Raw genomic sequence first — 23589 nt, forward strand, 5'->3', positions numbered from 1 at the left:
CGGAAGCTGGTGATCGCCGACCCGGTCGCGCTGCGGGCCGCCGCCGGAAGCTGGGAGCACCTGGCCGAGCCGTGGACGGGCCGGGTGACGCCGTTCCTGGCCAAGCCGGACGCGCCGCTCGTCGCCGGCGAGGTGCCCCGGCCGGCGCAGCTCCCCGCCGACGTGCCCGACTTCACCGGCCGCCAGCAGAGCCTCGACCGGCTCACCTCCTGGCTGGAGCGGCCCCGCCGGACGAACACGCTGGTGGTCCAGGGGCTGCCCGGCGTCGGCAAGACCGCGCTGGTCACGCACTGGGCCCACCTGCACGCCGGCCGGTTCCCCGACGGGCAGATCGTCATCGACCTGCGCGGCCAGTCGCCCAGCCAGCCGCCGATGAACCCGGCCGAGGCGCTGGGCCAGATCCTGCGCTCGCTCGGCGTCGGCGAGCACATGCCCGCCTCCGACGAGGCCGAGCTGATGCTGCTCTACCGCAGCAGGCTGGCCGGGCGCCGGCTGCTGCTCATCCTGGACAACGCCGCCGACCCGGCCCAGGTGCGCGCGCTGCTGCCCGGCAGCAAGGACTGCGTGGTGCTGGTGACCAGCAGGACCAGGATGGGGCCGCTGCGCGCCACCGGGCATGCCGACCTGATGGACGTGCCCGTGCTCGACCCGGGCAACGCGGTGGCGCTGCTGGTGGCGGTGCTGGGCGAGGAGTCGCCGCGCGCCGCCGACCGCGACGGGCTGGCCGAGCTGGCCCGCGTGTGCTCCTACCACCCGTTCGCGCTGCGCATCTCCGCCGCCAAGCTGGCCGAGAACCCGGAGCTCAGCGTCGCCTCCCGGGTGCGCGAGCTGCGCCGGCCCGACCTGCGGCCGACGTTCTCGGGCGACCCGGAGGAGGCGTTCCGCTCGGCGCTCGACCTGGCGTACGAGTCGCTGGACCCGGCGCAGCGGCGGGCCTTCCGGCACGTCGGGCTGCTGCCGGGCGGGGCGTTCACGCCGGAGGTGCTGGCCGCGACGCTCGGCGTGCCGGTAGGCGAGGCCGTGACCGCGCTGGCGGGGCTGCACCGGGCGTATCTGGTCGAGCCGCTGCCCGGGGTCCGCTACCGGGTGCACGACCTGGTCAAGGGACTGGCCAGGGAGCTGGGCAGGCACGCCGAGGCGGGCGTGCGCGAGGCGAGGGTGCGGCTGCTGGACCACTACCTGGCCAAGGCGGCCGATCCGGCGACGCCGGGCGAGTGGTTCGAGGCCGAGCGCCGGGCGCTGGTCTCGGTGACGCGGCTGGCGGAGGAGACCGGCGCGCACGGCATCGCCTGGCGGCTGGCCGAGGCGGTGTTCGAGCCGTTCAGGCGATTGCGCTACTACGAGAACAACCTGGAGATCCAGCAGGCCGGGCTCGACTGCGCGCGGCAGGTGGGCAACCGCCGGGCGATCGCGGTCATGCGCAGCCATCTGGGCTCGATCCACCGCGCCATCGGGCCCTCCACGCGCGCCGCCCGCTACATCGGCGAGGCGCTGGCCGACTTCGACCTGCTCGGCGACCGGGAGGGCCGGGCCAGGGCGCTGAACGACCTGGCCGAGGTGCACGGCATCGCGGGCAACGGCGAGGAGGCGCTGAAGTGCGCGGGCGAGGCGCTGGAGCTCTACCGGGAGATCGGCGACCTGACCGGGGTGGCCGACAGCCTGCACACGCTGTCGCGGCTGCACCTGTCGCAGAACCGGCACGAGCTGGCCCTGGACCACGCCGGGCAGGCGCTGGAGGTGCGCGAGGAGCTGGGCGACCGCCGGGGCACCGCGCAGAGCCTGATCATCCTGGCCCGGGTGCAGCAGAGCCTCGGCGAGCCGAACGCCGCGCTGTCGGAGGGGCTGGAGGCGCTGTCCGTCTGCCATGAGCTGGGCGACGAGCACGCCGAGGCGGAGACGCTGCTCTGCCTGGCCGATGTGTACGACGCGCTGCGGCTGCCGCAGGACGCCCAGCGTGACGCGGAGCGGGCGCTGGCCGGCTACACGGCCACGGGCGACCAGCACGGCTACGGCCGGGCGCTGTGCACACTGGGCCGCATCGCGCGCAACGGCTCCCGCTACGACGAGGCGCTCGACCGGTACGAGCAGGCGCTGGCCGTACAGGTGGAGCTGCACCACGAGCAGGGCCGGGCCGAGACGCTGGGGGACATCGGGCTGGTGCACTGGCGGCTCGCCGACTACCTGCGCGCCGACGACTACCTGAGCCAGGCGCTGGCGATCAGCCGGGTGATCAGCGACCTGCCGGCCGAGGCGCGGATGCTGAACCGGCTGGCGCGGGTGCGGCGGCGTCAGGGGCAGCCGCAGGTGGGGTTCGTGTACGCGCTGGAGGCGCTGGACATCGTGCAGGGGCTGGGCAACCGGCGGGCCGAGGCGGACGTGCAGGAGACGCTGGCGTACACGTACCTGTCGCTGGACCGGCACCGGGACGCGCTGCGGGCGGCGCTGGCGTCGCTGGCGATCCGGGAGGAGGTCCGCGACGACCGGGCCAGCGCGCTGCTGTCGGTGGCGCAGGCGCTGCACACGGCGGGCCGGCCGGCGGCGGCGCTGGAGTACGCGGCGCGGACGGTGGAGCTGCAGCACGAGACGGGCACGCGGGACCGGTGGGCGGCAGCGCTCACCACGCTGGCGATGATCCTGCTCGACCTGGACCGGCCGGAGGAGGCGCGGGCGTACGCCGAGCAGGCGAGGGACGTGCACCGGGGCTGCGGGACGCGGCGTGACCTGGGGTGCGCGCTGCGGGCGCTGGGGCTGATCGCGCGGCGGCAGGGTGACGCGGTGGCGGCGGCGGAGCTGCTGGGCGAGGCGGTGCGGACGCTGGAGGAGGTGGGTGACGTGTTCGAGGCGCGGAAAGCCGCCGCAGAACTCCGCGAAATGTCGTGATTTTTTGGGCCTTAGGTCGCAGATCTTGGCCCGGGTTCCCCCGTTAGCTGGTCTCACCAGCTACTCCAAGCGGAGGTGATCCGGATGCTCAAGAACCATCTGCGTCAAGACCTTCAGTGGCTCAGGCGACAGGCGCGCAAGGACAGGCGGATCACGCTGACCGTGCTCGCCATGGTGTCGATGGCCTGGGTGCGCCAGCTCGTCCCCGGGGCCGCGCCGCCCGCCTCCGCGCCGCTGCTCGCGCTCTCCGCCGGCCTGCTCGCCTTCTCGGCGGCCGGCTGGCTGGTGGCCGCGTTCTTCGTGGCCAGGGCCGGGCGGCGGCGCGGGCGCGAGCCCGTCGAGGCGCTGCGCTGGGCGGGGCGGATCTCCCGGGCCAAGGAGTGGGCGTTCGGCTCGCTCGCCGCCTACGTGGCCTGGCACGTGCTGCAGTTCGTGACCGCGCTGCTGCTCGCCTGAGTCACTTGCAGTCCGGCGGGAACGCGGCCCGGTGCGGCCCGTGGTCGGGGTCGAGCTCGTGCCTGATCCCGCGGCAGGCGTCGAGCATCGCCCCGTACAGCGACCACAGGCCGACGTGCTCGGTGTCCTTGAAGGTGTCGGCGACGGCGCGGTCCTCCTGCTCGCCGTCGCGCAACGCCTGGCGCAGGGCGGCGAGGTCCTCCTCGGTGCCGCAGCCGACCTGGAGGCCGCCGAACGCGGAGAAGGCGCGCGAGATGGCCTCCAGCTCGTCGCCCAGCGCCACCGGCAGCAGCGCCGCGTCCACGTCCGGCAGCCCGCGCGCGCCCACGACCAGGTCGTTGAGCGCCCTGGCGATGCCGCGCAACTGCTGGCAGGCGTGGTCCAGGGCGGTCATGGCCTCGGCGACCTGGTCCAGCCGCTCCTCGTAGCGTCGGGGCCGCACGCTCAGCCGTACGGACTCGACGGCCTGCTCGGCGACCTCCTCGCTGTCGTCGAGGTCGCGGGCCAGCTCCCGGGAACGGTCCAGCCACTCGCGCGACTCGTTCTCACCCCACCGGCCGTACAGGCCCTCGGCGATGTCGCGGGCCAGCTCCGCCAGGTCGGCCGAGCGCGCGGCCAGGTCCTTCTGCGCCTCCTCGATGTAACGCGGCGGCAGCACGAGCAGGTTGGCGCCGATCCCGACGCCGACGCCGAGCAGCAGGTCGGCCAGCCGGTACATGCTGTAGGTGCTGCCCAGCGCGAACACGAGCAGCGCGGTGATCGGGATCTGCACGTTCTGGTTGGGCAGGTTGAGCAGCCGGGTCAGCACCAGCCCGGCGGCCACCAGCAGGCCCAGCGTGACCGCGTTCGCGCCGATGAACATGATCAGCGCGATCGCCGCCGTCACCCCCACCACGACCGCGCCGATCTGCTGGGCCCCCCGCACGACCGTGCTGTAGGCGGTCACGGACACCGTGGCGAGGACGCCGATCGGGGCCAGCACGGGCATCGGCGTCTTCATCACCACGGCCGCCAGCCACCAGGCCACCATGCAGGCGACCGTCACCTTGACCGTCTGGGCCAGGGACTCCCGCTCGGTGCGCAGCCAGTCGCCGAGCCCCAGCCGCCGCGCCTGCTCCAGCACGATCCTGCCGTGCCGGGAGATGCGCTCCAGCGGCGGCAGGCTCCTGCCCCGTCTGCGCGATTCCTCCTCCACACCCGGGTCCTACCCAGCATCACAGTGGGTAGGAGCCTGGTGACTGGAGGTGTCACAGGTGGATGTCGAAATATCGGGGCAGCTCGTGGTGCCCGAACACGCCCTCGGCGTGGTGGTGTTCGCGCACGGCAGCGGCAGCAGCAGCCTGAGCCCGCGCAACCGCTTCGTCGCGGACGCGCTCAACGAGGCGGGGCTGGGCACGCTTCTGTTCGACCTGCTCACGCCGGAGGAGGAGGCCGACCGGGGCAACGTGTTCGACATCGAGCTGCTGGCCGGGCGGCTGCTCGCGGCGACCGCCCTGGTGCGCGAGGACCCGGGCGCGACCGGGCTGCCGGTCGGCTACTTCGGGGCCAGCACCGGCGCCGGGGCCGCCCTGTGGGCGGCCGCCGAACCGGACAACATCGTCGCCGCCGTCGTCTCCCGAGGCGGCCGTCCCGACCTGGCCGGGCCGCGCCTGGCGTCGGTACGGGCCCCGACGCTGCTCCTGGTGGGCGGCGCCGACGAGCCGGTGATCGAGCTGAACGAGGCCGCCCAGCGGCAGCTGAACGCCGAGAGCGAGCTGCGGATCGTCCCCGGTGCCACCCACCTGTTCGAGGAGCCCGGGGCGCTCGAGACGGTCGCGGACCTGGCCCGCGACTGGTTCACCCGGCACTTCACCGGCCGTTGACCGGGCTCCAGGTGTATTCGACGACGTCCAGCTCGAACCCGGCGTTGAAGCGTTCCACGAACGCGCGGCCGGGCCTGCCGCCCATCCGCTCGTAGAAGGCCCTGGCCGCGGCGTTGTCGCGCAGAACCTCCAGGTAGACGGTCTTGCCCGGGTGGTGCTCGGCGGCCCAGCCGAGCCCCCGGTCCATCAGCCGGCGGCCCAGGCCGGACCGCTTGAGCGTGGGCCGCACGTGCAGGTTGTCCAGCAGCACCCGGCCGTCGCGCTCCGGCACCAGATACGCGAACGCGCTCACACCCGCCTCGTCCTCGGCCACCAGCAGGCAGGGCGGGTCACCGCCGTTGAGGTAAACCTCGCTCTCGGCCCTGGCCCGCCACAGCTCGCGATGGGTCGCGGGCAGCGGCCCCTCCAGGTAGGACTCCGGCATGATCCCGGCATAGGCGGTGCGCCAGCTCTCGGTGTGGAGAGCCGCGATGGCGTCGGCATCGGCCGCGACGCCCGTTCTGATGTTCACGGAAGCCGAGGCTACCGGCGGGCCCTGCGCCCCTCCGTCACCCGCTTCCACACGAACACCCCGACGGCCAGCACGATCAGCCCGATGACCACGTACGTGAGAATGCCCACATACCGCTCCACCAGCGACCACTGCTCGCCCAGCAGGTAGCCGGCCATGACCAGGGCGGTGTTCCACAGGAAGCTGCCCAGCGTGGTGAACAGCGTGAACGCCGGCAGCGGCATCCGCTCCACGCCGGCCGGGATGGAGATCAGGCTGCGGAAGATCGGCACCATCCGCCCGAAGAACACCGTCTTGCGTCCGTGGCGTTCGAACCACGCCTCGGTCTTGCGCACGTCGTCGACCTTGACCAGCGGGACCTTCTCGGCCAGCGCGTGCATCCTGTCGCGCCCCAGGGCCGCGCCGATGCCGTACAGCGCGAGCGCGCCCGCCACCGACCCGACCGTCGTCCACACCAGCACCTGCCAGAGCACCAGCTCCCCCCGGCTCACCGTGAACCCGGCGAGCGGCAGGATCACCTCGCTCGGCACCGGCGGGAACAGGTTCTCCAGCGCGACGGCCAGGCCCGCCCCCGGCGCGCCCAGCGATTCCATCAGACCCGTGACCCAGTCGACGATCCCGTCTGCCATGCCTTGTCTCTAGCCCGTGGCGGCGTGCCTATGCGCTACATCTTCGGCCGGGCAACGTTGTGGCAACCCTCCATAACCCCGGCGGACGTTCTGGTGTGGGATCGGACCCGGCAGCAAAAACCTAGCTGAGGAGCGGGAATGTACCGATTGCGCCTCCCCATCGTGGACGTGGCCCGGGTGGCCGTCTTCGCCGCGCTGATCGCCGCGCTCGGCCTCGTCCCGGGGCTCAACCTGTTCGGCCCGGTGCCGATCACGCTCCAGACGCTCGGCGTCATGCTCGCCGGGGCGATCCTCGGCTCCTGGCGGGCCGCCCTGGCGGTCGGCGTGTTCATCCTGCTGGTCGCGGCCGGGCTGCCGCTGCTGGCGGGCTTCCGCGGCGGGCTGGGGGTGTTCACCGGGCCGTCGGTCGGGTTCCTGCTCGGCTGGCTGCCCGGCGCCGCCCTCATCGGGTGGATCGTCGAGCGCGGCGGGCGCTCCCCGGGCATCGGACGGCTGCTGGTAGCCTCCCTGGCCGGTGGCCTCGGGGTCGTCTATCTGGTGGGCATCCCGCTGTGGGCGCTCGTCGGCGGGCTGACGCTGGGGCAGGCGGCCCTGCTCACGCTGGGGTTCGTGCCGGGTGACGTGGCCAAGGCGGTGCTGACGGCGTTCGTGGCGCGCGGGACCCAGCGGGCCTACCCCGACGCGGTCCCGGCCGTGCACCGCGAACGGCTCCGAGCCGGAAAGGAACTCTGAACCTGGCATGCCAGTCGCAGCACAGGTATTGCGGCACGCCGCGTCCCGACCCGGCCGCCTCGCGCTGGCCGGGCCGTCGGGCGAGCTCTCCTACGGCGCCCTGGCCAGGCGGGCCGAACGGCTCGCCGCGGCCCTCGCCCCTCTCCCGGCAGGCGCCGCGACGCCTCTGGCCGTGATCCGCGCGACCGACCCCGTCGACCAGCTCACCGCCGTGCTGGCGGTCGACCTGCTCGGCGGGACGCCGCTGCTGTGCGACCCGGCCCGCGAGGCGCCGCCCGAGATCCCCGCGGCCCTCACCGTCGACGCCGTCCCGGCCCGCCTGCCGGACGCCGCCTTCACCGGCCGCCCGGCCCGGCCCGGCGACCTGGCCTGGGCCTGCTTCAGCTCGGGCAGCACCGGCCGCCCGCGCGCCGTGGTGCGCACGCGCGGCTCGTGGACCGGCTCGTTCGAGCCGTTCAGCGAGCTCACCGGCATCACCGCCGACGACGTGGTGCTGGTGCCCGGGCCGCTGATCTCCTCCCTGTACGGGTTCGCGGCCGTGCACGCGCTGGCCGCCGGGGCGACGGCGCTGGTGCCCGGCCGCTGGTCGCCCGGCGCGCTGGCCGGGCAGCTCGCGAACGCGACGGCCGTGCACCTGGTGCCGCACCGGCTGCCCGAGCTGCTGGCCGCCCGGCCGGCGGCCAGCCCGCTGCGGGTGGCCGCCGTGGGCGGCGCGGCACTGGCCGAAGGGCTGCGCGAGCGCGCCGGGATGCGGGTGGTGTCCTATTACGGGGCCACCGAGCTGTCGTTCGTGGCCGCGGACGCCGACGGCACCGGGCTGCGGCCGTTCCCCGGGGTGGAGATCGACGTCCGGGTCAAGCCGGGCCGCGACCTCGGCACCGTGTGGGCCCGCTCCCCCTGGCTGGCCGAGGGTTACGCGGCCGGGGCGAGCGGGCCGCTGCTCCGCGACGGCGACGGGTGGATGAGCGTCGGCGACCTGGCCGAGCCGTACCGGCCGGGAGAGGCGCTGCGGCTGCGCGGCCGGGGCGACGGCGCGATCCAGACCGGCGGGGCGACCGTGGTGCCCGAGGACGTCGAGGAGGTGCTGCGGGCCGTGCCCGGCGTGGGCGACATCGTGGTGATCGGCTCGCCCCATCCCGACCTGGGCTCGGTCGTCACCGCGATCGTCGAGGCGGCCGGCGCGCCGCCGCCCAGGTCCGCGCTGGAGGCCGTCGCGCGCGGCGGGCTCGACCTGGCGCAGCGGCCCCGCCGCTGGTACGCGGTCCAGGAGCTGCCGCGCACCGCGACGGGCAAGCCGGCCCGCGCGCTCGTCGCCGCCCGGCTCGCCGACGGCGACCCGGCCCTGCGGCGGCTGTCCTGATGGACGCGCCCGTGGTGGTGGCCGCGCGCCGGACGGCGATCGGGACGGCCGGGCACGCGTTCAAGGGCGTGGGCGCCGACCGGCTGGCCGCCCCGGTGATCGCGGCGGTCGTCCGCGACGCGGCCGGGCTCGGGCTGCCGGTGGACGACGTGATGCTGGGCAACTGCATGGGTCCCGGCGGCAACCTGGCCAGGGTGTCGGCGCTGGGCGCCGGGCTGGGCCACGAGGTGCCGGGGGTCACGGTCGACCGGCAGTGCGGGAGCGGCCTGGCCGCCGTCCTGCTCGCCGGGCAGGCCGTACGGAGCGGTGAGGCGGAGCTCGTCGTGGCGGGCGGCGTCGAGAGCGCGTCCACCGCGCCGCTGCGCACCCGCCGTGGCGAGGCCGAGCCGTACGAGCGCGCGCCGTTTGCCCCCGACGGCCATCCCGACCCGGAGATGGGCGCGGCGGCCGAGGCGCTGGGCGTGGCCAGGGGCGTCGAGCGGGACCGGCAGGACCGCTACGCGCTGGCGAGCCACGCCAAGGCGGTGGCCGCGCGGGAGGCGGGCCGGTTCGCGACGGAGATCGTTCCCGTCGAGGGGCGCGACAGCGACCAGCGGCCCCGGCTGCTGCGCGAGGGGTCGCTGGGGCGGCTGCCGGCGGCGTTCGTGCCAGGCGGCGCGGTGACGGCCGGCAACTCGGCGCCCAACAGCGACGGCGCCGCCGCGGTCGCCGTCGTGCCGGAACGGCTGCGGGCCGGGCTGCCCGGGCTGCGGCTGGTGGCCGGGACCGTCACCGGATGCGATCCGGCGCTGCCCGGATGGGGGCCGGTGCCCGCCGTCCGCCGCCTGCTCGCCCGTACCGGGGTGACGATGGAGCAGGTCGCGGCGGTGGAGATCGTGGAGGCGTTCGCGGCGCAGACGCTGGCGGTGACCGACGCGCTGGGGCTCGACCCGCTCGGCACCGACGCCGGGCGGGTGTGCGCCGACGGCGGCGCGCTCGCGCTCGGGCACCCGTGGGGGGCGAGCGGGGCGGTCGTGGTGACGCGGCTGTTCACGCGGCTCGTCCGGGCGGGCGCGCCGGCGGGGACGCTCGGGCTGGCGACGGCGGCGGTCGGCGGCGGGCTCGGGGTCGCCGCCCTGTTCGAGGTGGTGTGAATGATCGACCTGGCTGACGTGCACGTCCGGCTCGGGCAGCGCGACGTGCTGCGCGGCATCACCGCCACGCTCGCGGAGCGGCGGATCGGCGTGGCCGGCGCCAACGGCTCCGGCAAGAGCACGCTGGCCCGGCTGTTCAACGGGCTGGCGCTGCCCTCGTCCGGCACCGTGACCGTGCTCGGCGACGACACGCGGCGGCACGCGGCGCGGATCAGGCGGCGGGTCGGGTTCCTGTTCACCGATCCGGACGCGCAGATCGTGATGCCGACCGTGGCCGAGGACGTGGCGTTCTCGCTGCGCCGCCACAAGCTGCCGGCCGCCGAGGTGACACGGCGGGTGTCGGCCGTGCTGGCCCGCTACGGGCTCGACGGGCACGCCGACCACCCGGCCCACCAGCTCTCCGGCGGGCAGAAGCAGTTGCTGGCGCTCTGCTCGGTCCTGGTGCTGGAGCCGGAGATCCTGATCATGGACGAGCCCACGACGCTGCTCGACCTGCGCCACTCCCGGCTGGTCGCCGAGGTGCTGCGCGAGCTGCCGATGCAGGTGATCGTGGTGACGCACGACCTGCCGCTGCTCGACGGGTTCGACCGGGTGCTGGTGCTGGACGAGGGCCGGATCGTGGCCGACGCCACCCCCGAGTCGGCGCTCGGCCACTACCGGAAGCTCATGGCGTGAGCGGCGCGAACGGCCTGGCCGGCATCTACGTGCCCGGGAGCTCGCCGCTGCACCGGCTGCCGGTGGGCGTCAAGCTGCTGGGCCTGGCGGTGTGCTGCACGGTGCTCGTGCTGCTGCGCTCCCCGTGGGCGATGGGGGCGGCGGCGCTGGTGACCGCCGGGCTCTACGCGCTGTCCGGGGTGGGCGCGGCGGCGGCCTGGGCGCAGATCCGGCCGGTGCGCTGGTTCGCGGTGGCGCTGTTCGCCGTGCAGTGGGTGATGGCGGGGCTGCCGACGGCGGCGATGCTCACGTCCAGGCTGGTCCTGGCTGTGGCCCTGGCGGCGCTGGTCACGCTCACCACCCGCACCTCCGCCATGCTGGCGACGCTGGAACGCGGCCTGCGGCCGGCCCGGCGGCTCGGCGTCGACCCGTTCCGGCTGTCGCTGCTGCTGTCGCTGACCATCAGGACCGTGCCGGTGATGGCCGGGCTGGCGGTCCGGGTCAGGGAGGCCCAGCGGGCGCGGGGGGTCGAGTGGAGCCTGCGCGCGTTCGCGGTGCCGCTGGTCGTCAGCGCGCTGCGGCACGCCGACGCCCTGGGCGAGGCGCTCAGCGCGCGCGGCCTCGACGACTGATCAGTCGATCGCGGTGTCCCCGAGCGACTCCAGCAGCCCGCGCAGCAGGGCGACGAACGTGTCGCGGTCGGCCGGGGCCAGGCCGGACAGCAGGCGGGCCTCGTTCGCGACGTGCTCGACCAGGACCTTGTCGACGAGCTCCAGCCCGCGCGGGGTGAGCCTGATGCGGACCGAGCGCCGGTCCTCCACGTCGCGCACCCGCTCGACCAGGCCCTTGGCCTCCATCTTGTCGATCCGGTTGGTGATCGCGCCCGAGGTCACCATCGCCGCCTTGAGCAGCGTCCCGGCGCTCAGCTCGTACGGGGCGCCGGAGCGGCGCAGCGTGGCCAGCACGTCGAACTCGAAGCTCTCCAGCCCGTGCGCGCCGAACACCTCCTTGATCCCGCGCTCCAGCAGCCGCGACAGCCGCGACACCCGGCCGATGACCTCCATCGGCCACACGTCCACGTCCGGCCGCTCGCGCCGCCACTGAGCGGTGACCGCGTCCACCGCGTCGCCCATCGGTAATCCTCTCAACATTAAGAGACTTGACGTTCGCTGAATCAATGTGTTGTTATCTCAACGTTGAGATTATCAATGAGGAGGGAACGTCATGGCAACCATCGCCGCGCCGGCGACCGTCCGCCCGGGCCGCGTCGGCGACCTCGTGCTGGCCGCCCTCGCCCCGATGAGCTGGGGCACCACCTACGTCGTGACCACCACGCTGCTGCCCCCCGACCGGCCGCTGCTCGCCGCCACCCTGCGCGCCCTCCCTGCCGGGCTCGTGCTCCTCGCCGTCGCCCGGCGCCTGCCCACCGGCTCGTGGTGGTGGAAGTCCGCGGTGCTCGGCATGCTGAACTTCGGGGCGTTCTTCCCCCTGCTGTTCTTCGGCGCCTACCGGCTGCCCGGCGGCGTCGCCGCCACCATCGGGTCCGTGCAACCGCTGGTCGTGGCGCTGCTGTCGATCCTCGTCCTGTCCGCCCGCCCCGCCAGGGCCGTCCTGTACGCCGCCCTGGCCGGCACCGGCGGCGTGGCCCTGCTGACGCTCACCTCCGAGGCCCGGCTCGACCCGCTCGGCATCCTCGCCATGCTGGCCGCCACCTCCCTCATGGGCCTGGCCATCGTGCTGGCCAAGAAATGGGGACGGCCCGAGTCGCCGCTCGTCATGACCGGCTGGCAGCTCACCATCGGCGGCCTGGCCATCGCGCCGCTCACCCTGGCCGTCGAGGGGCTGCCCGCCACCCTCACCGGGCCCAACCTGCTCGGCTTCGCCTACCTGGGCGTGTTCGGCACCGCGATCGCCTACGCGCTGTGGTTCCGCGGCATCGACCGGCTCGCGCCCACCTCCGTGTCGCTGCTCGGCCTCACCAACCCGCTCGTGGCCACCGTCGCCGGGCTCGCCGTGCTCGGCCAGACGCTCAACGGCTGGCAGATCGCCGGCTTCGTCCTCGCGCTCGGCGCGCTCGTCGCCGGTCAGACCTTCGCCAGGAAGTCCTGAGAACGCTCACCGATCCCCGGGCAGCGCCCGGCCGCCGCGCTCCCGCTCCTCGACGAACCGGGCGATGACCCGAGCGCACTCCAGCGCCTCGGCCTTCGCGGTGTCGACCTCCAGGTCGTAGCGCACCCCCTGGTGCACGATCTCGGCCTGCGACACCGCCATCCCCGCCACCCGGTCGCCGCGCGCCGTCTCCCGCGCCGCCGCGACCGCCGCCTCGCACCTGACGCCCACCCACGCCACGTCGAGCCCGGCCAGGGCCCGCACCCACCGCTCCTGCGAGGCGGCCCCGCCCAGGAACACCTCGTCCACGATCACCCGCGCCCCCGCCCGCGCCATCGCGGCGACCCCGGCGATCCAGGCGGCGTCCAGCCTGCTGAACTCCGGCCCGACGCTGATCCCCCCGTCGGGCGCGAACTCGATCCCCGCCTCCGACGAGCGCATGGCGACGGGCATCGCCTCGATCATCGTGTCGACCCCGAGCGTCAGCCACGGCTCCGGCAGGATCGCCTGCAGACACCGCGCGATCCCGGACTTCCCCGAGCTGGACCCGCCATTGAGCACGATCACCTGAACAGCCATCGCGCCACGATACCGACCCCCGCCTCCCGGCGTGCGGTCAGCGGACGTACACGTCCGGGGTGGGTGGGGTGGGCATGGCGTTCCCGATGAAGAAGCTCGGGTGCGGGGGCTGGTTGTAGGCGGTGTTCTGCCAGGCGAGCGCGACCCGGTACTGCGGGTCGTGCAGCAGGGTGTGGATCTTGGTGGTGGTGACGTGCGGCGTCGCGTAGATGCGCAGGGCGCGGTTGTCGGTCGTCGGCCAGATGACCTCTTCGCGCCAGTCGCCCAGGATGTCGCCCGACAGGGACGGGGTGGCCTTGGTGCCGTTGTTGGAGTGGACGCCCGAGGCGGTCAGCAGCCTGGTCTCGCCGCCGGTGCCGTACTTGTCGATCCTGGTCTGGTCCAGCAGTTCACGGACGGGGTCGCCGTCCCACCAGGACAGGAAGTTGGCCGAGGAGGGCTGGCGGCCGATGACGGTGCCAGAGGTGTTGCGCAGGCCGTCCTGGCCGGCGCCCGCGGCCCAGGACTCGGCGCCGGGGCTGCCCGGGTGGATGTCGCCGGCGACGCCGCGGCCGGGGCCCTCGCCGGAGGAGCTGCCGGTGCGCCACAGCGCCGAGCCGGTGCGGGCGTCGAGCATGTAGAGGCCGGGCGGGGAGGACGATTCGGAGATCTTCACGTACTCCTGGCCCGGCCTGCCGGGGTCGAGGTCGCCGAGGTGGGCGGCGTCGCCGTGGCCCCAGCGGGTGTTCCACAGGCCGCGGCCGTCGTCGTTGACGGCGGCGGCGCCGTACACGATCTCGTCGCGCCCGTCGGCGTCGACGTCGCCGATGGTGAGCGAGTGGTTGCCCTGGCCGGCGTAGGCGCTGTTGCCGGAGCTGTTGGAGTCGAACGTCCAGCGCTTGGTGAGGCGGCCGTCGCGGAAGTCCCAGGCGGCGATGACCGAGCGGGTGTAGTAGCCGCGCGCCATGATGAGCGAGGGCCGTTCGCCGTCGAGGTACGCGGTGCCGGCCAGGAAGCGGTCGACGCGGTTGCCGTAGCTGTCGCCCCAGGAGGAGACGTCGCCGCGCGGCGGGTCGTAGGGCACGGTCGACATGGCGGCGCCGGTCTGCCCGTTGAACATGGTGAGGAATTCGGGCCCGGTGAGGATGTAGCCGCCGGAGTTGCGATGGTCGGCTCCGGCGTCGCCGATGACGGCGCCTCGGCCGTCGACGGTGCCGTCGGCGGTCTTCATCGCGACTTCGGCCTTGCCGTCGCCGTCGTAGTCGTACACCTGGAACTGGGTGTAGTGGGCTCCGGCGCGGATGTTGCGGCCGAGGTTGACGCGCCACAGCCGGGTGCCGTCGAGCTTGACGCCGTCGACGTAGACGGGGTCGGTCACGCCGGACTGGGAGTTGTCCTTGGCGTTGTTCGGCTCCCACTTCAGCACGAGGTCGAGGCGGCCGTCGCCGTCGAGGTCGCCGACGCTCGCGTCGTTGGCGTGGTGGCCGGAGGACGGCGGGCTGACGGGCACGTCGAGGTAGCCGTTGCCGAAGCGCAGCGACGGCTCGGACGCGGGCCCCTCGGCGCCCCCGGTGACGGGCCGGACGGTGTAGGTGGCGTCGGCGGCGGCGCCGGGATCCAGGTAGTTGGTGGAGTTCGTCACGGTGGCGATGCGGGTGCCGCCCCGGTAGACGTTGTAGGCGGTCTCGCGGGCCTCGGTGCCGAGCAGCCGCCAGGACACCAGGTTGCCGCTGCCGGAGCGCACGCTGACCAGGCCCCGGTCGAGGTCCTCGACCTGCTTGCCGCCCTCGGGGCCGGGCGGCGGGGTGGTGACGGTGGGAGACGGCGACGGCTCGGCGCCGGTGCAGGCGACGCCGTTCAGGGCGAAGGACTCCGGTACGGGGTTCGCGCTGCCGTTCCAGGACGCGTTGAACCCGAAGGCGACGCTGCCCCCGGCCGGGAGGGCGGCGTTGTAGCCCACGTCGGTCATGGTGACGGCGGCGCCGCTCTGGCTCGGCTGGGCGTTCCACGCCTGGGTGATCTGCTGCCCGGCCCCGTAAGTCCAGGTCAGCCGCCAGCCGTTGACGGCGTCGCCGAGGTTGCGAATGGTCACGTTGCCGGTGAACCCGCCGGACCACTGCGTGGCGACGGCGTAGTCCACGGCGCAGGCCACGGCGGCGGAGGCGGGTAACTGCCCGACCAGCGCGCCCGCGACCGCGAGCCCGGCCGTGGCGGCCAGGCAGGCTTTGAATCGATTCATCGTGAAGTCCCAACTGAGGGGAGGACTGAGACGCCTCAGACGCTAGGAGCCGCCCGCGCGGTGGTCAATCGCGCGGGCGGCTGCCGTTGTATCGATTCAGGTCAGACCCCGGCCGGAGCTGAAAGTTTCAGCGCGGCCCAGAAGGCGTACCGGTGCTCCCCGGCGAAGTCGACGGGCCCGGTCGCGTCCGGTGCGAGCGCGTGCACGTACGGCTCGGGCGCGGTGAAGGCGGGCCAGCCGGGGTCGCCGTCGCGGGCGAAGGCGGCCCAGCGGCCGATCATGTACTCGGCCAGCCGCCGCTGCCCCTCGTCCAGCGGCTCGTTGTAGCCCACGTCGAACAGGTACGGCAGGTCGGCGGCATGATAGGCGCCCATGTCGTACGGCTTGGGGAAGGCCGCGAACCAGGGCGCGGCGGCGTCGGCGAACTCGTAGGCGTAGGCGGCGGTCCGCCGCGACAGCGCCGCCCCGGTGTCGAGCGCGTGCCGCGCGTACTGGGCGTCGGTCAGCGCCGTGGCCAGCGCCTGGCCCGGTGAGGCGTAGGCGTCCGCCGGGTACTCGGCCAGCACCGCGTCCGCGTCGCCGCCGAAGGCCGCGCGCACCTCGTCCGCGTAGCGCCCGGCGGGGATCGGCCCGCCGTGGACGGCCATCTCCAGCCCCCACACGTGCATCCGCTGCTCGTGCCGGTTGATCCCGAACAGCACCGGAACCGGGTGGAAGTCGCCGGCCCGCACCGCCGCCGCCGGATCGACCGGCAGCGCCCCGCCTCCGGCGACCGGCCCGAACCCGGGCTGCGCGGGGTCGGCTGCGGCCCGCAGCAGCTCCTCTACCGGGACCTCGCGCAGCCGGCCCAGGTCGGCCAGGCCGAGCCGCTCGACCAGCGCCTCGCCCTCCCGCTCGGCCTGCGCGCGGGGGCGCGGGTTGTTGCCCAGGGCGAGCGAGGGCGCCCACGGCGCGGTCACCGGCGCGCTCTGCAGGATCGCCCGGTGGAACAGCCCGGCCGATCCCGGCATCACCAGGTGGGCCCCGGCGGCGACGCCTCCGGACGACTCGCCGAACAGCGTCACGTTGCCCGGGTCGCCGCCGAACGCCGCCGCGTTGCGCCGCACCCAGCGCAGCGCCTCCTGCTGGTCGAGCAGCCCGCAGTCGGCCGACTCGGGGTCGAGCGCCGGATGGGCGAGGAAACCGAGCGCGCCGAGCCGGTAGTTGACGGTCACCACGACCACCCGGCCCTGGACGGCCAGCCGCCGGGCGTCGTAGAGGTGACCGGCGCCGTCCTTGAAGCTGCCGCCGTGCAGCCACACCATCACGGGCAGCCCGGCGCCCTCGCGGGGCGCGGTCACGTTGAGGTAGAGGCAGTCCTCGCTGAGGCTCCCGGCTCCCAGGTGGTCGCCGGTCTGCGCGCACATCGGCCCCGGCCGGGTGGCGTCCAGCGGCTCGGTCCAGGCCGCCGCCGGTCGCGGCGCGCGCCAGCGCAGCTCGCCCACGGGCGGGGCGGCGTACGGGATGCCGAGGTAGGCGCGGTGGTCGGCGGTGACGAGCCCGCGCACGGGGCCGCGGTCGGTGAGCACGATGTCCATGTCCGGAACCGTACCCCGGATTTGGGCGATCGCGCAAGACGAACGCCTAAGGCGAACGCTCATCCTCCCGGCGGGCCTTGGCGCGGCGCTTGCCCTCGTGCATCGCCTGCACCCGCGCCACCGGGATCGTGTGCCCCTCCTCGATCAGGTCGGCGGGCAGCCGCTGCTCGGCGGGCATCAGCTCGGCCCACGGGTCACCGTCGCCGAGCCTGTCCACAGCGGTGTGGACGGTGAAGTCACGCGGCGACACCCGCTCCAGCTCCTCCCACGCCACCGGGAACGAGACCGGCGTGCCCGGCCGGATGCGCGGGCTGTAGGCGGCCACCACCGTCGCCCCGCCCGCCCGGGTCGAGTCCAGGAACACCTTGCCGCCCCGGTCCTCCCGGATGAACGCCGTCGTGGCCAGCGACGGGTCGATCCGCTCGGCGCGCGCCGCCAGCGCCCGGGTGGCCGCCGCCAGGTCCTCCATGCCGACCCCGGCCACCACCGGCACGAACACGTGCACCCCCTTGGCCCCGCTGGTCTTGACCGCCCCGGCCAGCCCGCAGTCGGCCAGCGCCTGCCGTACCAGCATCGCGGCGGCCACCACCGCCCCGAACCCCGCCCCCTCCGGCGGGTCGAGGTCGAGCACCAGGTGGGTGAAGTGATCACCCCGCACCAGCGCCGGGTGGTACTCGACCGCCCGCTGGTTGCCGAACCACAGCAGCGTCCGCCGGTCGTCGCACAGCGCGTAGGTGACCCGCCTGCGGGACGCCTCCGCCCACATCGACGTCGTACGGATCCAGTCGGGGGCGTACTTGGGCAGGTTCTTCTGCATGAAGGGAGCCTGGCCGGGCCGCACCCGGATCACCGACAGCGCCCGCTCGCGCAGCCCCGGCAGCATCCGGTCGCGCACCGCGTCGAGGTAGTCGACCAGGTCCCGCTTGGTCGCCTCCGCGCCGTCGAACAGGGGCTGGTCGAGGTTGGTCAGCGCCACCCCGTCGCGTGTCTCATCGCTGGTCACCCGGTCTACGATGCCCACCCGAACCGGATCGACGCAAGCATGGTCAAAACGCGGTCAAAGGCGGCGGCACTGGCCTTCCTTGTCGCCGTCGACGGAGTTGCGGCCGCCGGTCGGCCGCGGGCTGTTGTCCTCGCACTGCAGGTTGCCGTCGACCTTGTTGCGGTGGACGCGGACGCCGCCGCGGTTGTCCTTCACCTGGATGTCGCCGTCCACCCGGTTGCCCTCGACGCGCTGGCGGCGGTCGTTGTCCTCAAGCTGGATGTTGCCGTCGACCCGCGACGAGGTCACCGTGGTGGCGCCCCCGTCCTCCACCTGGATGTCGCCGCCCACCACCGAACGGGAGGTCACCGACACCGAGCGGGCGCCATCGGCCTGCACGTTGCCGTCGACCTTCACCCGCTTGGCCAGCAGCGTCGCGCCCTTGCCCACCTTCACGTCACCCTCGACCCGGGTGCCGGACAGCTTGCACGTGGCGCCCTTCGGCACATACAGGCTGTCCACGCTCACCGCGCCGATCGTGCCCCGGCAGGTCCTGTCGTCGGCGAGCGCCGGACCGGCTGCCACGAACCCGCCGAACACGGTGGTCAGCGCGGCGCCTGCCAGAACCAGCTTGACGTTCCTCATGTCGTTTCCTTCCCATCGGTGCGGACATGAAGAAGCATCTCGATCAGCGGTGAGGGCCCGGTGAGGCGAACATTAGCCCTTTCTCATCCAAATGCCCCATGTCGCCCCAGAACCTCAGACCCACAGATAGTCGTAGTCGGGCGACGCCGGACGGATGTGCAGGCCGCCGTCACGTACCTGCCACTCGTCCTGGCCGTGGACCTCGTGGAAGACGAGGAACAGGCCGCACACGCGGTCGCCGTCCTCGTCGGCGGCCGGCAGCGCGGCGACCGCGCGGACCCGCTCCTCCAAGTCGGCCAGCAGAGGCGCGGGGACGGCCCGCAGGTAGGAGGCCACGTCGAACCAGCCCTCCGGGAACGACCACCCCGGGTCGTCCCCGATGACCCGCGCGGCCTCGTCCCGCAACCCGTTGAACTCCAGCCAGCCGCGAACGTAGACGATGGCGCCCATGAGCCCATCATGGTGCCATGACCGTCCCCGACCTTCCCGCCGACGGCGGTTTCCTGCTGCGGCCGTGGCGGCTGACCGACCTGCCCGCGGTCGCCGAGGCCGCCGCCGACCCGTACATCCCGTTGATCACCTCCGTTCCGGCGGTGTACTCCGACGCCGAGGGCGCGGCCTTCGTCCGCCGCCAGTGGGCGAGAGCCGCCGACGGCGTGGGCTACTCGTTCGCGATCGCCCGTGACGGCCGCGCCGTCGGCCAGATCGGGCTGTGGCCCGGCCCCCACGGCCGCGGGAGCGTCGGCTACTGGGTGGCCGGATCGGCCAGGGGGCAGGGGGTGGCGTGCGCGGCACTGCGTACGTGTACGCCAGGGTCGCGGGCTGAGGTTTTCCGCAGGTGGGTGTGCGGTCCGCCGCATGGTCCGGCCGGTCCGGCGTCCCTAGCGTTGAGGTCATGATCCTGACGAAGACCGTGGCGCTCGCCCTCGCCCTGACCACCGTGGCGCCGACGCACGAGCAGTTGAGGACCCAGCTGGACGCGCTGGTGGACGCGAAGGCCATGACGGCCGCGCTGGCGCTGGTGCGCGAGGACGGCCGCGACCGGGCGATGGCCGTCGGCGTGCGGGACGTGCGCTCGAAGGCGCCCGCCGACCCGCGCGGCCATTTCCGCGTCGGCAGCGTGACCAAGACGTTCGTGGCGACCGTGCTGCTGCAACTCGCCGACGAGGGCAAGCTGTCCCTCGACGACCTGGTGAGCAAGCACCTGCCGGGCGCGCTCCCCGAGGACAGCCAGGTCACCGTCCGCCAGGCGCTCAACCACACGAGCGGCGTCTTCGACTACGCGGGCGCCGGCATCCCCGGCTGGTCGGCGCGCGACTACCGGCCGAGGGAGACGCTGTACGACCAGACGCCGCAGGAACTGCTGGCCGTGGGCCTGTCGAAGCCGCCGTACTTCAAGCCGGGCCAGGGCTGGCGCTATTCCAACACGAACTACGTGATCGCCGCCATGCTGATTGAGAAGCTGACCGGCAACCCGTACGCGAAGGAGATCGAGAACCGCATCCTGCGCCCGCTGGGCCTGCGGCACACGCTGCTGCCGGGCCACCGCAAGGACCTGCCGAAGCCGCACGCGCGCGGCTACGCGCCGTACCAGGGCAAGATGGTCGACGCGACCCGGATGAACCCGTCCCTGGAGTACGGCGCGGGCGAGATGATCTCGACGACGGCCGATCTGGCGACGTTCCTGGACGCGCTGCTCGGCGGCAAGCTGACCAGCGGGCAGGCGCTCAAGCAGATGCGCACGATGGAGAACGCGGGCCAGGGCATGGGCTACGGGCTGGGCCTGCAGGCGTTCCCGCTGCCGTGCGGGGGCAAGGTGTACGGGCACAGCGGCGGCACGTTCGGCTACCTGACCTACGCGCTGCGCTCGGACTCGGGCCGCACGCTGGTCCTGTCCGGCAACCCGTACACGGGCGAGACCCCCGCCGACGCGCTGCCGAAGGTGCTGGCGACGGCGTTCTGCTGAGCGAAGGCTCAGTCGAGCACCGCCTCCACCAGGAACCGGTGGTTGCGCACGGAGAAGCCGCCGTCGGACGTGATCCGCTCGTGCAGCGCGCGGAGCGGGCCCGCGTGGCGTTCGTGGTCGAAGTCGCGGATCTGCCACGGGACGGCACGCAGGTGGAAGACGACGGCGCCGATGTCGTGGAAGACGTACTCGGTCATCTCCTCCCGGGCGTCGGCGATGCGCAGGCCGGCGCGGCGCAGGCGACGGGCCGCGACGTCGAGCGTCCACCCGTCCGCCGTGGCGGCGGGCGGCGCGCAGAGGGCGGCGTTCAGCTCCAGGTCGTTGCGGCTGCCGACCTGCTGGGTGAGCAGTCGCCCGCCGGGGGCGAGCACGCGGGCGACCTCGGCCGCGTCGAGCCCGCCGTGCCGGTTGAGCACCAGGTCGAAGGCCGCGTCCCGGGCGGGCAGGCGCTCCGCGGAGCCGCCGAGCACGGCCACGCCCAGCGGCCCGAGCCGCCGGGCGGCGACGGCCAGGTTGGGCGGCCAGCCCTCCAGGGCGACCGTGCGTGGCGGCAGCGGCGCCAGGGAGGCCAGGACCTCGCCGCCGCCGGTGTCGACGTCCAGCGGGCGGCGCGCCGAGGCGAGCAGCGCCGACGCGCGGGCCGCGTAGCTCCACGACGGCGTCCCGCCGCTCGTCCTGCCCCGCAGCCAGGAGAAGTCCCATCCGCGCACGGACGCCCGGACCGCCTGGTCCACCAGATCCTCGTAGCCGGTCACCCGATCACCGTAGTGACGCCCGGCCGCGATCACCGCCTCATTTCCGGCCGGGTCACCGTCAGGGTATCTTGACGGCATGACCTTGAAGCTGAGCGACATCCCCGGCCACGAGGGGTTCGCGGCACCCGTGCTTCCCGGCGGCGAGCTCGCCCGCTCGGGCAGCGCGTTCACCAGGACCTTCATCGGCTACCAGGCCGCCTGCTCGTGCGGCTGGGCCGACCGGCGCCGCTTCCCGCCCTCGCCGCAGGGCGCGAAGGAGGCCGAGGAGCAGTGGTACAAGCACACCGGCCCGCTGCTCGCCGCCGCGCCGCCCAACTGGCTGGTGATCAAGTCGAACCTGCTGTGCGAGCAGGTCGCGAACCTCACCGGCGACCGCCCGCTCGCCGCCCTCACCCTGCTCGCCCAGGTGGAAGCCTGGCAGCGCGCCCTCCTCGACCGGGCCGTGGCCGCCGCCAGGGCCGGAGGGGCGTCGTGGTCGCAGGTCGGCGACGCGATGGGGATCTCCAAGCAGGCCGCCCACGAGCGGTTCAGGGACGCCGAGCCGGTCTGAGCTCACCAGCTCAGCGCCTTCGGCCGGCCCGCCGGCTCCGGCTCCCGCCCGCGCAGCACCGCCACCCCCAGCGGGACCAGCGCCACGCACAGCAGCACGGTGACCAGCACGTCCGGGATCGAGGCGCCCTTCAGCACCCCCACCCAGGTGCCGCCCGCCAGCAGCAGCATCAGCGCGCGGGCGGTGCCGAAGACGCCCGCGCGCCAGGCGGCCACGGCCAGCAGGAGCGTGCCCGCGTACTGGCCGACGGAGGCCATGACCGGGATGTGCCACGGCCCGTACGCGATGTCCACGTACTCCGCCATCACCCCGTCGGTCGCCCGCCCCAGCCCGGCCGATTCGGTGAGCTGGAACGCGGTCTGGTCGGCGCCCGCGAAGTACAGCCGGGCGAACAGCCCGGCGACCAGCAGCGCGCCGCCCCAGAACGCGAGCCCGCCCCCGGCGCGCTGCGCCAGCGCGACGAACGCCGGGAAGAGCAGCATCATCCCCAGCGCGAACACCCCGTACGCGAGCGTGATCAGGGCGGGCTCGGCGGTGTAGGCGAGCAGCTGCCCGTAGGCGGCGAACGGCTGCTCGTCGGCCCACGCCTGCTGCTCGGGGCTGAGCGCGGTGACCGTGGCCACGTAGCGCAGCAGGTAGCCGGCGGCCAGCACGACCGGCCCCGCCACCAGGGCCGCGCCGCCGATCCATCGTCCGGGAAAGTATGCGTTCATGCCGGGTGAGCGTGCCACCGGCAGCCCCGGCCGATCATCTGCCGATCGTCACCCCACCCCCCTGTCGAAAGTAAGGCCCTTCCCCACGCGCCCGACGGCTGGAACGTGGGCTGGAACGTCGGCCCGGTCGGGGGCCAGAGCGTCGCGCACGCGCACTGCCACCTGGTGCCGCGTTACGCCGGGGAGCCGTTCGCCGGACGCGGCATCCGCGCGTGGATCAAGGACCCCGCCAACCGGCCTCCCGGTGGCATGATGGGTAACGCCTGAATTCGGGGAGGTTTGTCGTGGGGGTGTCGTCCGTCGTGCTGCGGCCGGTGACGGAGGCGGATCTGGAGATGTTCCGCCGTTTCGCGACGGAGCCCGGCCTGATCGGGCTCGACTGGGGCGGCTTCCGCGACGCCCAGGCCCACGCGCGGCGCTTCGCCCTCGACGGCTACCTCGCCGCCGACCACAGCCGCCTCATCGTGACCGCGGACGGCCGGACCGCGGGGTTCGTCGACTGGCGGGAGAGCGGCTACGGCCTGGCGTAATACTGGGAGATCGGCATCGCCCTGCTGCCCGACTGGCGTGGCCGCGGCGTCGGCTGGCGGGCGCAGGCGGCGCTGTGCGACTACCTGTTCACGCACACGCCGGCCGAGCGGATCGAGGCGCGCACCCATCCGGAGAACATCGCCGAGCAGAAGTCCCTGGAGAAGGCCGGGTTCCGGCTGGAGGGCGTGCTGCGCTCGATCGAGTTCCGGGCGGGCGCGTGGCGCGACGGCTGGGTGTACGGCCGCCTGCGCGGCGACACGCCCTGACCCCGGCCCGCCGTGACGCGCCACCGGCGGTTCCGGTGATGTCGGCGCCGGTCGCTAGCATTCGCTGACTGGTTTTCCACGCTGGGAGTCCTGATGCGACTGGTTTCCGCTTCGCTCGCCCTGTTCGCCGTCCTCGTGGCGGGATGCGCGTCCGCCGGAGAAGAAAAGACGATCGCCATTCCCGACAGCGCGGTCGGCACGCAACTGGAGTGGTATCTGGGCGCCGTCAACCGCACTCCGATTCCCGGCGACGAGCTCAAGGAGCACCTCAGTCCGGCTTTCCTGAAAGAAATCCCGGCCGCGCGGTTCAACGAGCTCGCCAAGGGCCTGGCCGGGCTGAAGCTGGACGAGTTGAGCAGCACGAAGCCGACCGAGCTGATCGGGCTGACGTCCATCCCGGCCGGGCAGAAGTACGACACGCGGATCTCCGTCGGCGACGACGGCAAGATCGACTACCTGCTGCTCGAACCCCAGTAGTCAC

At 73.9% G+C, this 23589-nt stretch carries 28 protein-coding genes; 16 read left to right on the forward strand and 12 right to left on the reverse strand.

Annotated features, from left to right (window positions below):
- The first annotated feature begins 9 nt into the window (after nucleotides 1-9).
- Nucleotides 10-2880 (forward strand): tetratricopeptide repeat protein, encoded by a 2871-nt coding sequence (locus ACBI99_RS14155; RefSeq protein WP_375072450.1) that lies wholly within the window; start codon nucleotides 10-12, stop codon nucleotides 2878-2880.
- 84 nt (nucleotides 2881-2964) lie between these two features.
- Complete coding sequence (locus ACBI99_RS14160) at nucleotides 2965-3336, forward strand: hypothetical protein (protein WP_375072451.1); 372 nt, start codon at nucleotides 2965-2967, stop codon at nucleotides 3334-3336.
- 1 nt (nucleotide 3337) lies between these two features.
- Here the strand turns inward: ACBI99_RS14160 and ACBI99_RS14165 are convergent, their stop codons facing one another.
- Nucleotides 3338-4531: an aromatic acid exporter family protein gene (locus tag ACBI99_RS14165; RefSeq protein WP_219518577.1), complete on the reverse strand. Its 1194-nt coding sequence runs from the start codon at nucleotides 4529-4531 to the stop codon at nucleotides 3338-3340.
- 58 nt (nucleotides 4532-4589) lie between these two features.
- On the opposite strand from ACBI99_RS14165, the gene ACBI99_RS14170 reads away from it, so the two are divergent.
- Nucleotides 4590-5198, forward strand: coding sequence for a dienelactone hydrolase family protein (locus ACBI99_RS14170; RefSeq protein WP_375072452.1), 609 nt, complete (start codon nucleotides 4590-4592; stop codon nucleotides 5196-5198).
- Here ACBI99_RS14170 and ACBI99_RS14175 read toward each other — a convergent pair.
- Together ACBI99_RS14175 and ACBI99_RS14180 are read right to left on the reverse strand one after the other, a co-directional pair.
- Nucleotides 5185-5709: a GNAT family N-acetyltransferase gene (locus ACBI99_RS14175; protein WP_375072453.1), complete on the reverse strand. Its 525-nt coding sequence runs from the start codon at nucleotides 5707-5709 to the stop codon at nucleotides 5185-5187. The genes ACBI99_RS14170 and ACBI99_RS14175 overlap by 14 nt on opposite strands.
- Before the next feature lie 11 nt (nucleotides 5710-5720).
- Complete coding sequence (locus tag ACBI99_RS14180; protein WP_246646405.1) at nucleotides 5721-6338, reverse strand: DedA family protein; 618 nt, start codon at nucleotides 6336-6338, stop codon at nucleotides 5721-5723.
- 138 nt (nucleotides 6339-6476) lie between these two features.
- Here ACBI99_RS14180 and ACBI99_RS14185 point away from each other — a divergent pair, with 138 nt between their 5' ends.
- From ACBI99_RS14185 to ACBI99_RS14205, 5 genes are read left to right on the forward strand one after another with little or no spacing between them, the layout of a single operon-like run.
- Entirely contained in the window at nucleotides 6477-7070 is a 594-nt protein-coding gene (locus ACBI99_RS14185; RefSeq protein ID WP_219512479.1) for a biotin transporter BioY, read from the forward strand.
- A 7-nt stretch (nucleotides 7071-7077) separates the two neighbouring features.
- Nucleotides 7078-8430 carry an AMP-binding protein gene (locus tag ACBI99_RS14190; protein WP_375072454.1) on the forward strand — a complete coding sequence of 451 codons (1353 nt, stop codon included), beginning with the start codon at nucleotides 7078-7080 and terminating at the stop codon, nucleotides 8428-8430.
- Nucleotides 8430-9563 carry a thiolase family protein gene (locus ACBI99_RS14195; protein WP_375072455.1) on the forward strand — a complete coding sequence of 378 codons (1134 nt, stop codon included), beginning with the start codon at nucleotides 8430-8432 and terminating at the stop codon, nucleotides 9561-9563. Before ACBI99_RS14190 ends, ACBI99_RS14195 begins: the two co-directional genes overlap by 1 nt.
- Complete coding sequence (locus ACBI99_RS14200; protein WP_357584381.1) at nucleotides 9564-10238, forward strand: ABC transporter ATP-binding protein; 675 nt, start codon at nucleotides 9564-9566, stop codon at nucleotides 10236-10238.
- Nucleotides 10235-10849 carry an energy-coupling factor transporter transmembrane protein EcfT gene (locus ACBI99_RS14205; protein WP_357584383.1) on the forward strand — a complete coding sequence of 205 codons (615 nt, stop codon included), beginning with the start codon at nucleotides 10235-10237 and terminating at the stop codon, nucleotides 10847-10849. The genes ACBI99_RS14200 and ACBI99_RS14205 overlap by 4 nt, the downstream gene beginning before the upstream one ends.
- Here the strand turns inward: ACBI99_RS14205 and ACBI99_RS14210 are convergent, their stop codons facing one another.
- Nucleotides 10850-11350, reverse strand: a complete 501-nt coding sequence (locus tag ACBI99_RS14210; RefSeq protein ID WP_219512509.1) for a MarR family winged helix-turn-helix transcriptional regulator — start codon at nucleotides 11348-11350, stop codon at nucleotides 10850-10852.
- Nucleotides 11351-11441: 91 nt separating this feature from the next.
- Here ACBI99_RS14210 and ACBI99_RS14215 point away from each other — a divergent pair, with 91 nt between their 5' ends.
- Nucleotides 11442-12326, forward strand: coding sequence for an EamA family transporter (locus tag ACBI99_RS14215; protein WP_375072456.1), 885 nt, complete (start codon nucleotides 11442-11444; stop codon nucleotides 12324-12326).
- Between the two features lie 6 nt (nucleotides 12327-12332).
- Here the strand turns inward: ACBI99_RS14215 and cpt are convergent, their stop codons facing one another.
- From cpt to ACBI99_RS14245, 6 genes are all read right to left on the reverse strand, one after another.
- Nucleotides 12333-12905 carry a chloramphenicol phosphotransferase CPT gene (gene cpt / locus ACBI99_RS14220; protein ID WP_357584387.1) on the reverse strand — a complete coding sequence of 191 codons (573 nt, stop codon included), beginning with the start codon at nucleotides 12903-12905 and terminating at the stop codon, nucleotides 12333-12335.
- A 37-nt stretch (nucleotides 12906-12942) separates the two neighbouring features.
- Nucleotides 12943-15123, reverse strand: coding sequence for a cellulose binding domain-containing protein (locus ACBI99_RS14225; RefSeq protein ID WP_375072457.1), 2181 nt, complete (start codon nucleotides 15121-15123; stop codon nucleotides 12943-12945).
- Between the two features lie 101 nt (nucleotides 15124-15224).
- Nucleotides 15225-16700 (reverse strand): carboxylesterase/lipase family protein, encoded by a 1476-nt coding sequence (locus tag ACBI99_RS14230; RefSeq protein WP_375072458.1) that lies wholly within the window; start codon nucleotides 16698-16700, stop codon nucleotides 15225-15227.
- A 46-nt stretch (nucleotides 16701-16746) separates the two neighbouring features.
- On the reverse strand, nucleotides 16747-17703 hold the full coding sequence (locus ACBI99_RS14235; protein WP_375072459.1) for a DNA polymerase domain-containing protein: 957 nt from the start codon (nucleotides 17701-17703) through the stop codon (nucleotides 16747-16749).
- A gap of 54 nt (nucleotides 17704-17757) precedes the next feature.
- The gene (locus ACBI99_RS14240) at nucleotides 17758-18327 is read right to left on the reverse strand and encodes a DUF4097 family beta strand repeat-containing protein (protein WP_219512528.1); all 570 of its coding nucleotides are present in this window, start codon (nucleotides 18325-18327) and stop codon (nucleotides 17758-17760) included.
- 114 nt (nucleotides 18328-18441) lie between these two features.
- Nucleotides 18442-18777, reverse strand: coding sequence for a hypothetical protein (locus ACBI99_RS14245; RefSeq protein ID WP_375072460.1), 336 nt, complete (start codon nucleotides 18775-18777; stop codon nucleotides 18442-18444).
- A gap of 17 nt (nucleotides 18778-18794) precedes the next feature.
- Here ACBI99_RS14245 and ACBI99_RS14250 point away from each other — a divergent pair, with 17 nt between their 5' ends.
- Together ACBI99_RS14250 and ACBI99_RS14255 are read left to right on the forward strand one after the other, a co-directional pair.
- Entirely contained in the window at nucleotides 18795-19226 is a 432-nt protein-coding gene (locus ACBI99_RS14250; RefSeq protein ID WP_375072461.1) for a GNAT family N-acetyltransferase, read from the forward strand.
- Nucleotides 19223-20293, forward strand: a complete 1071-nt coding sequence (locus tag ACBI99_RS14255; RefSeq protein WP_375072462.1) for a serine hydrolase domain-containing protein — start codon at nucleotides 19223-19225, stop codon at nucleotides 20291-20293. Before ACBI99_RS14250 ends, ACBI99_RS14255 begins: the two co-directional genes overlap by 4 nt.
- Nucleotides 20294-20301: 8 nt before the next feature.
- Here ACBI99_RS14255 and ACBI99_RS14260 read toward each other — a convergent pair whose 3' ends face one another.
- Nucleotides 20302-21126 carry a class I SAM-dependent methyltransferase gene (locus tag ACBI99_RS14260; RefSeq protein WP_357584401.1) on the reverse strand — a complete coding sequence of 275 codons (825 nt, stop codon included), beginning with the start codon at nucleotides 21124-21126 and terminating at the stop codon, nucleotides 20302-20304.
- Between ACBI99_RS14260 and ACBI99_RS14265 the strand changes: the two genes are divergently transcribed.
- Nucleotides 21125-21598, forward strand: coding sequence for a hypothetical protein (locus ACBI99_RS14265; protein ID WP_375072463.1), 474 nt, complete (start codon nucleotides 21125-21127; stop codon nucleotides 21596-21598). The two genes, ACBI99_RS14260 and ACBI99_RS14265, sit on opposite strands and share 2 nt — an antisense overlap.
- A 2-nt stretch (nucleotides 21599-21600) precedes the next feature.
- On the opposite strand, the gene ACBI99_RS14270 is transcribed toward ACBI99_RS14265, so the two are convergent.
- On the reverse strand, nucleotides 21601-22311 hold the full coding sequence (locus ACBI99_RS14270; RefSeq protein WP_375072464.1) for a hypothetical protein: 711 nt from the start codon (nucleotides 22309-22311) through the stop codon (nucleotides 21601-21603).
- 36 nt (nucleotides 22312-22347) lie between these two features.
- Between ACBI99_RS14270 and ACBI99_RS14275 the strand changes: the two genes are divergently transcribed.
- The 4 genes from ACBI99_RS14275 to ACBI99_RS14290 all read left to right on the forward strand — a co-directional run bounded on the left by ACBI99_RS14275 (nucleotide 22348) and on the right by ACBI99_RS14290 (nucleotide 23585).
- Entirely contained in the window at nucleotides 22348-22578 is a 231-nt protein-coding gene (locus tag ACBI99_RS14275; protein WP_375072679.1) for an HIT family protein, read from the forward strand.
- Between the two features lie 17 nt (nucleotides 22579-22595).
- On the forward strand, nucleotides 22596-22841 hold the full coding sequence (locus ACBI99_RS14280; protein WP_375072465.1) for a hypothetical protein: 246 nt from the start codon (nucleotides 22596-22598) through the stop codon (nucleotides 22839-22841).
- A 24-nt stretch (nucleotides 22842-22865) separates the two neighbouring features.
- On the forward strand, nucleotides 22866-23108 hold the full coding sequence (locus ACBI99_RS14285) for a GNAT family N-acetyltransferase (protein ID WP_375072680.1): 243 nt from the start codon (nucleotides 22866-22868) through the stop codon (nucleotides 23106-23108).
- A gap of 93 nt (nucleotides 23109-23201) precedes the next feature.
- Nucleotides 23202-23585 (forward strand): Cpe/LpqF family protein, encoded by a 384-nt coding sequence (locus tag ACBI99_RS14290; RefSeq protein WP_219512555.1) that lies wholly within the window; start codon nucleotides 23202-23204, stop codon nucleotides 23583-23585.
- Nucleotides 23586-23589 lie beyond the last annotated feature (4 nt).

The sequence above is a fragment of the Nonomuraea sp. ATR24 genome, assembly GCF_041950485.1.
Classification (GTDB): Bacteria; Actinomycetota; Actinomycetes; order Streptosporangiales; family Streptosporangiaceae; genus Nonomuraea; species Nonomuraea ceibae.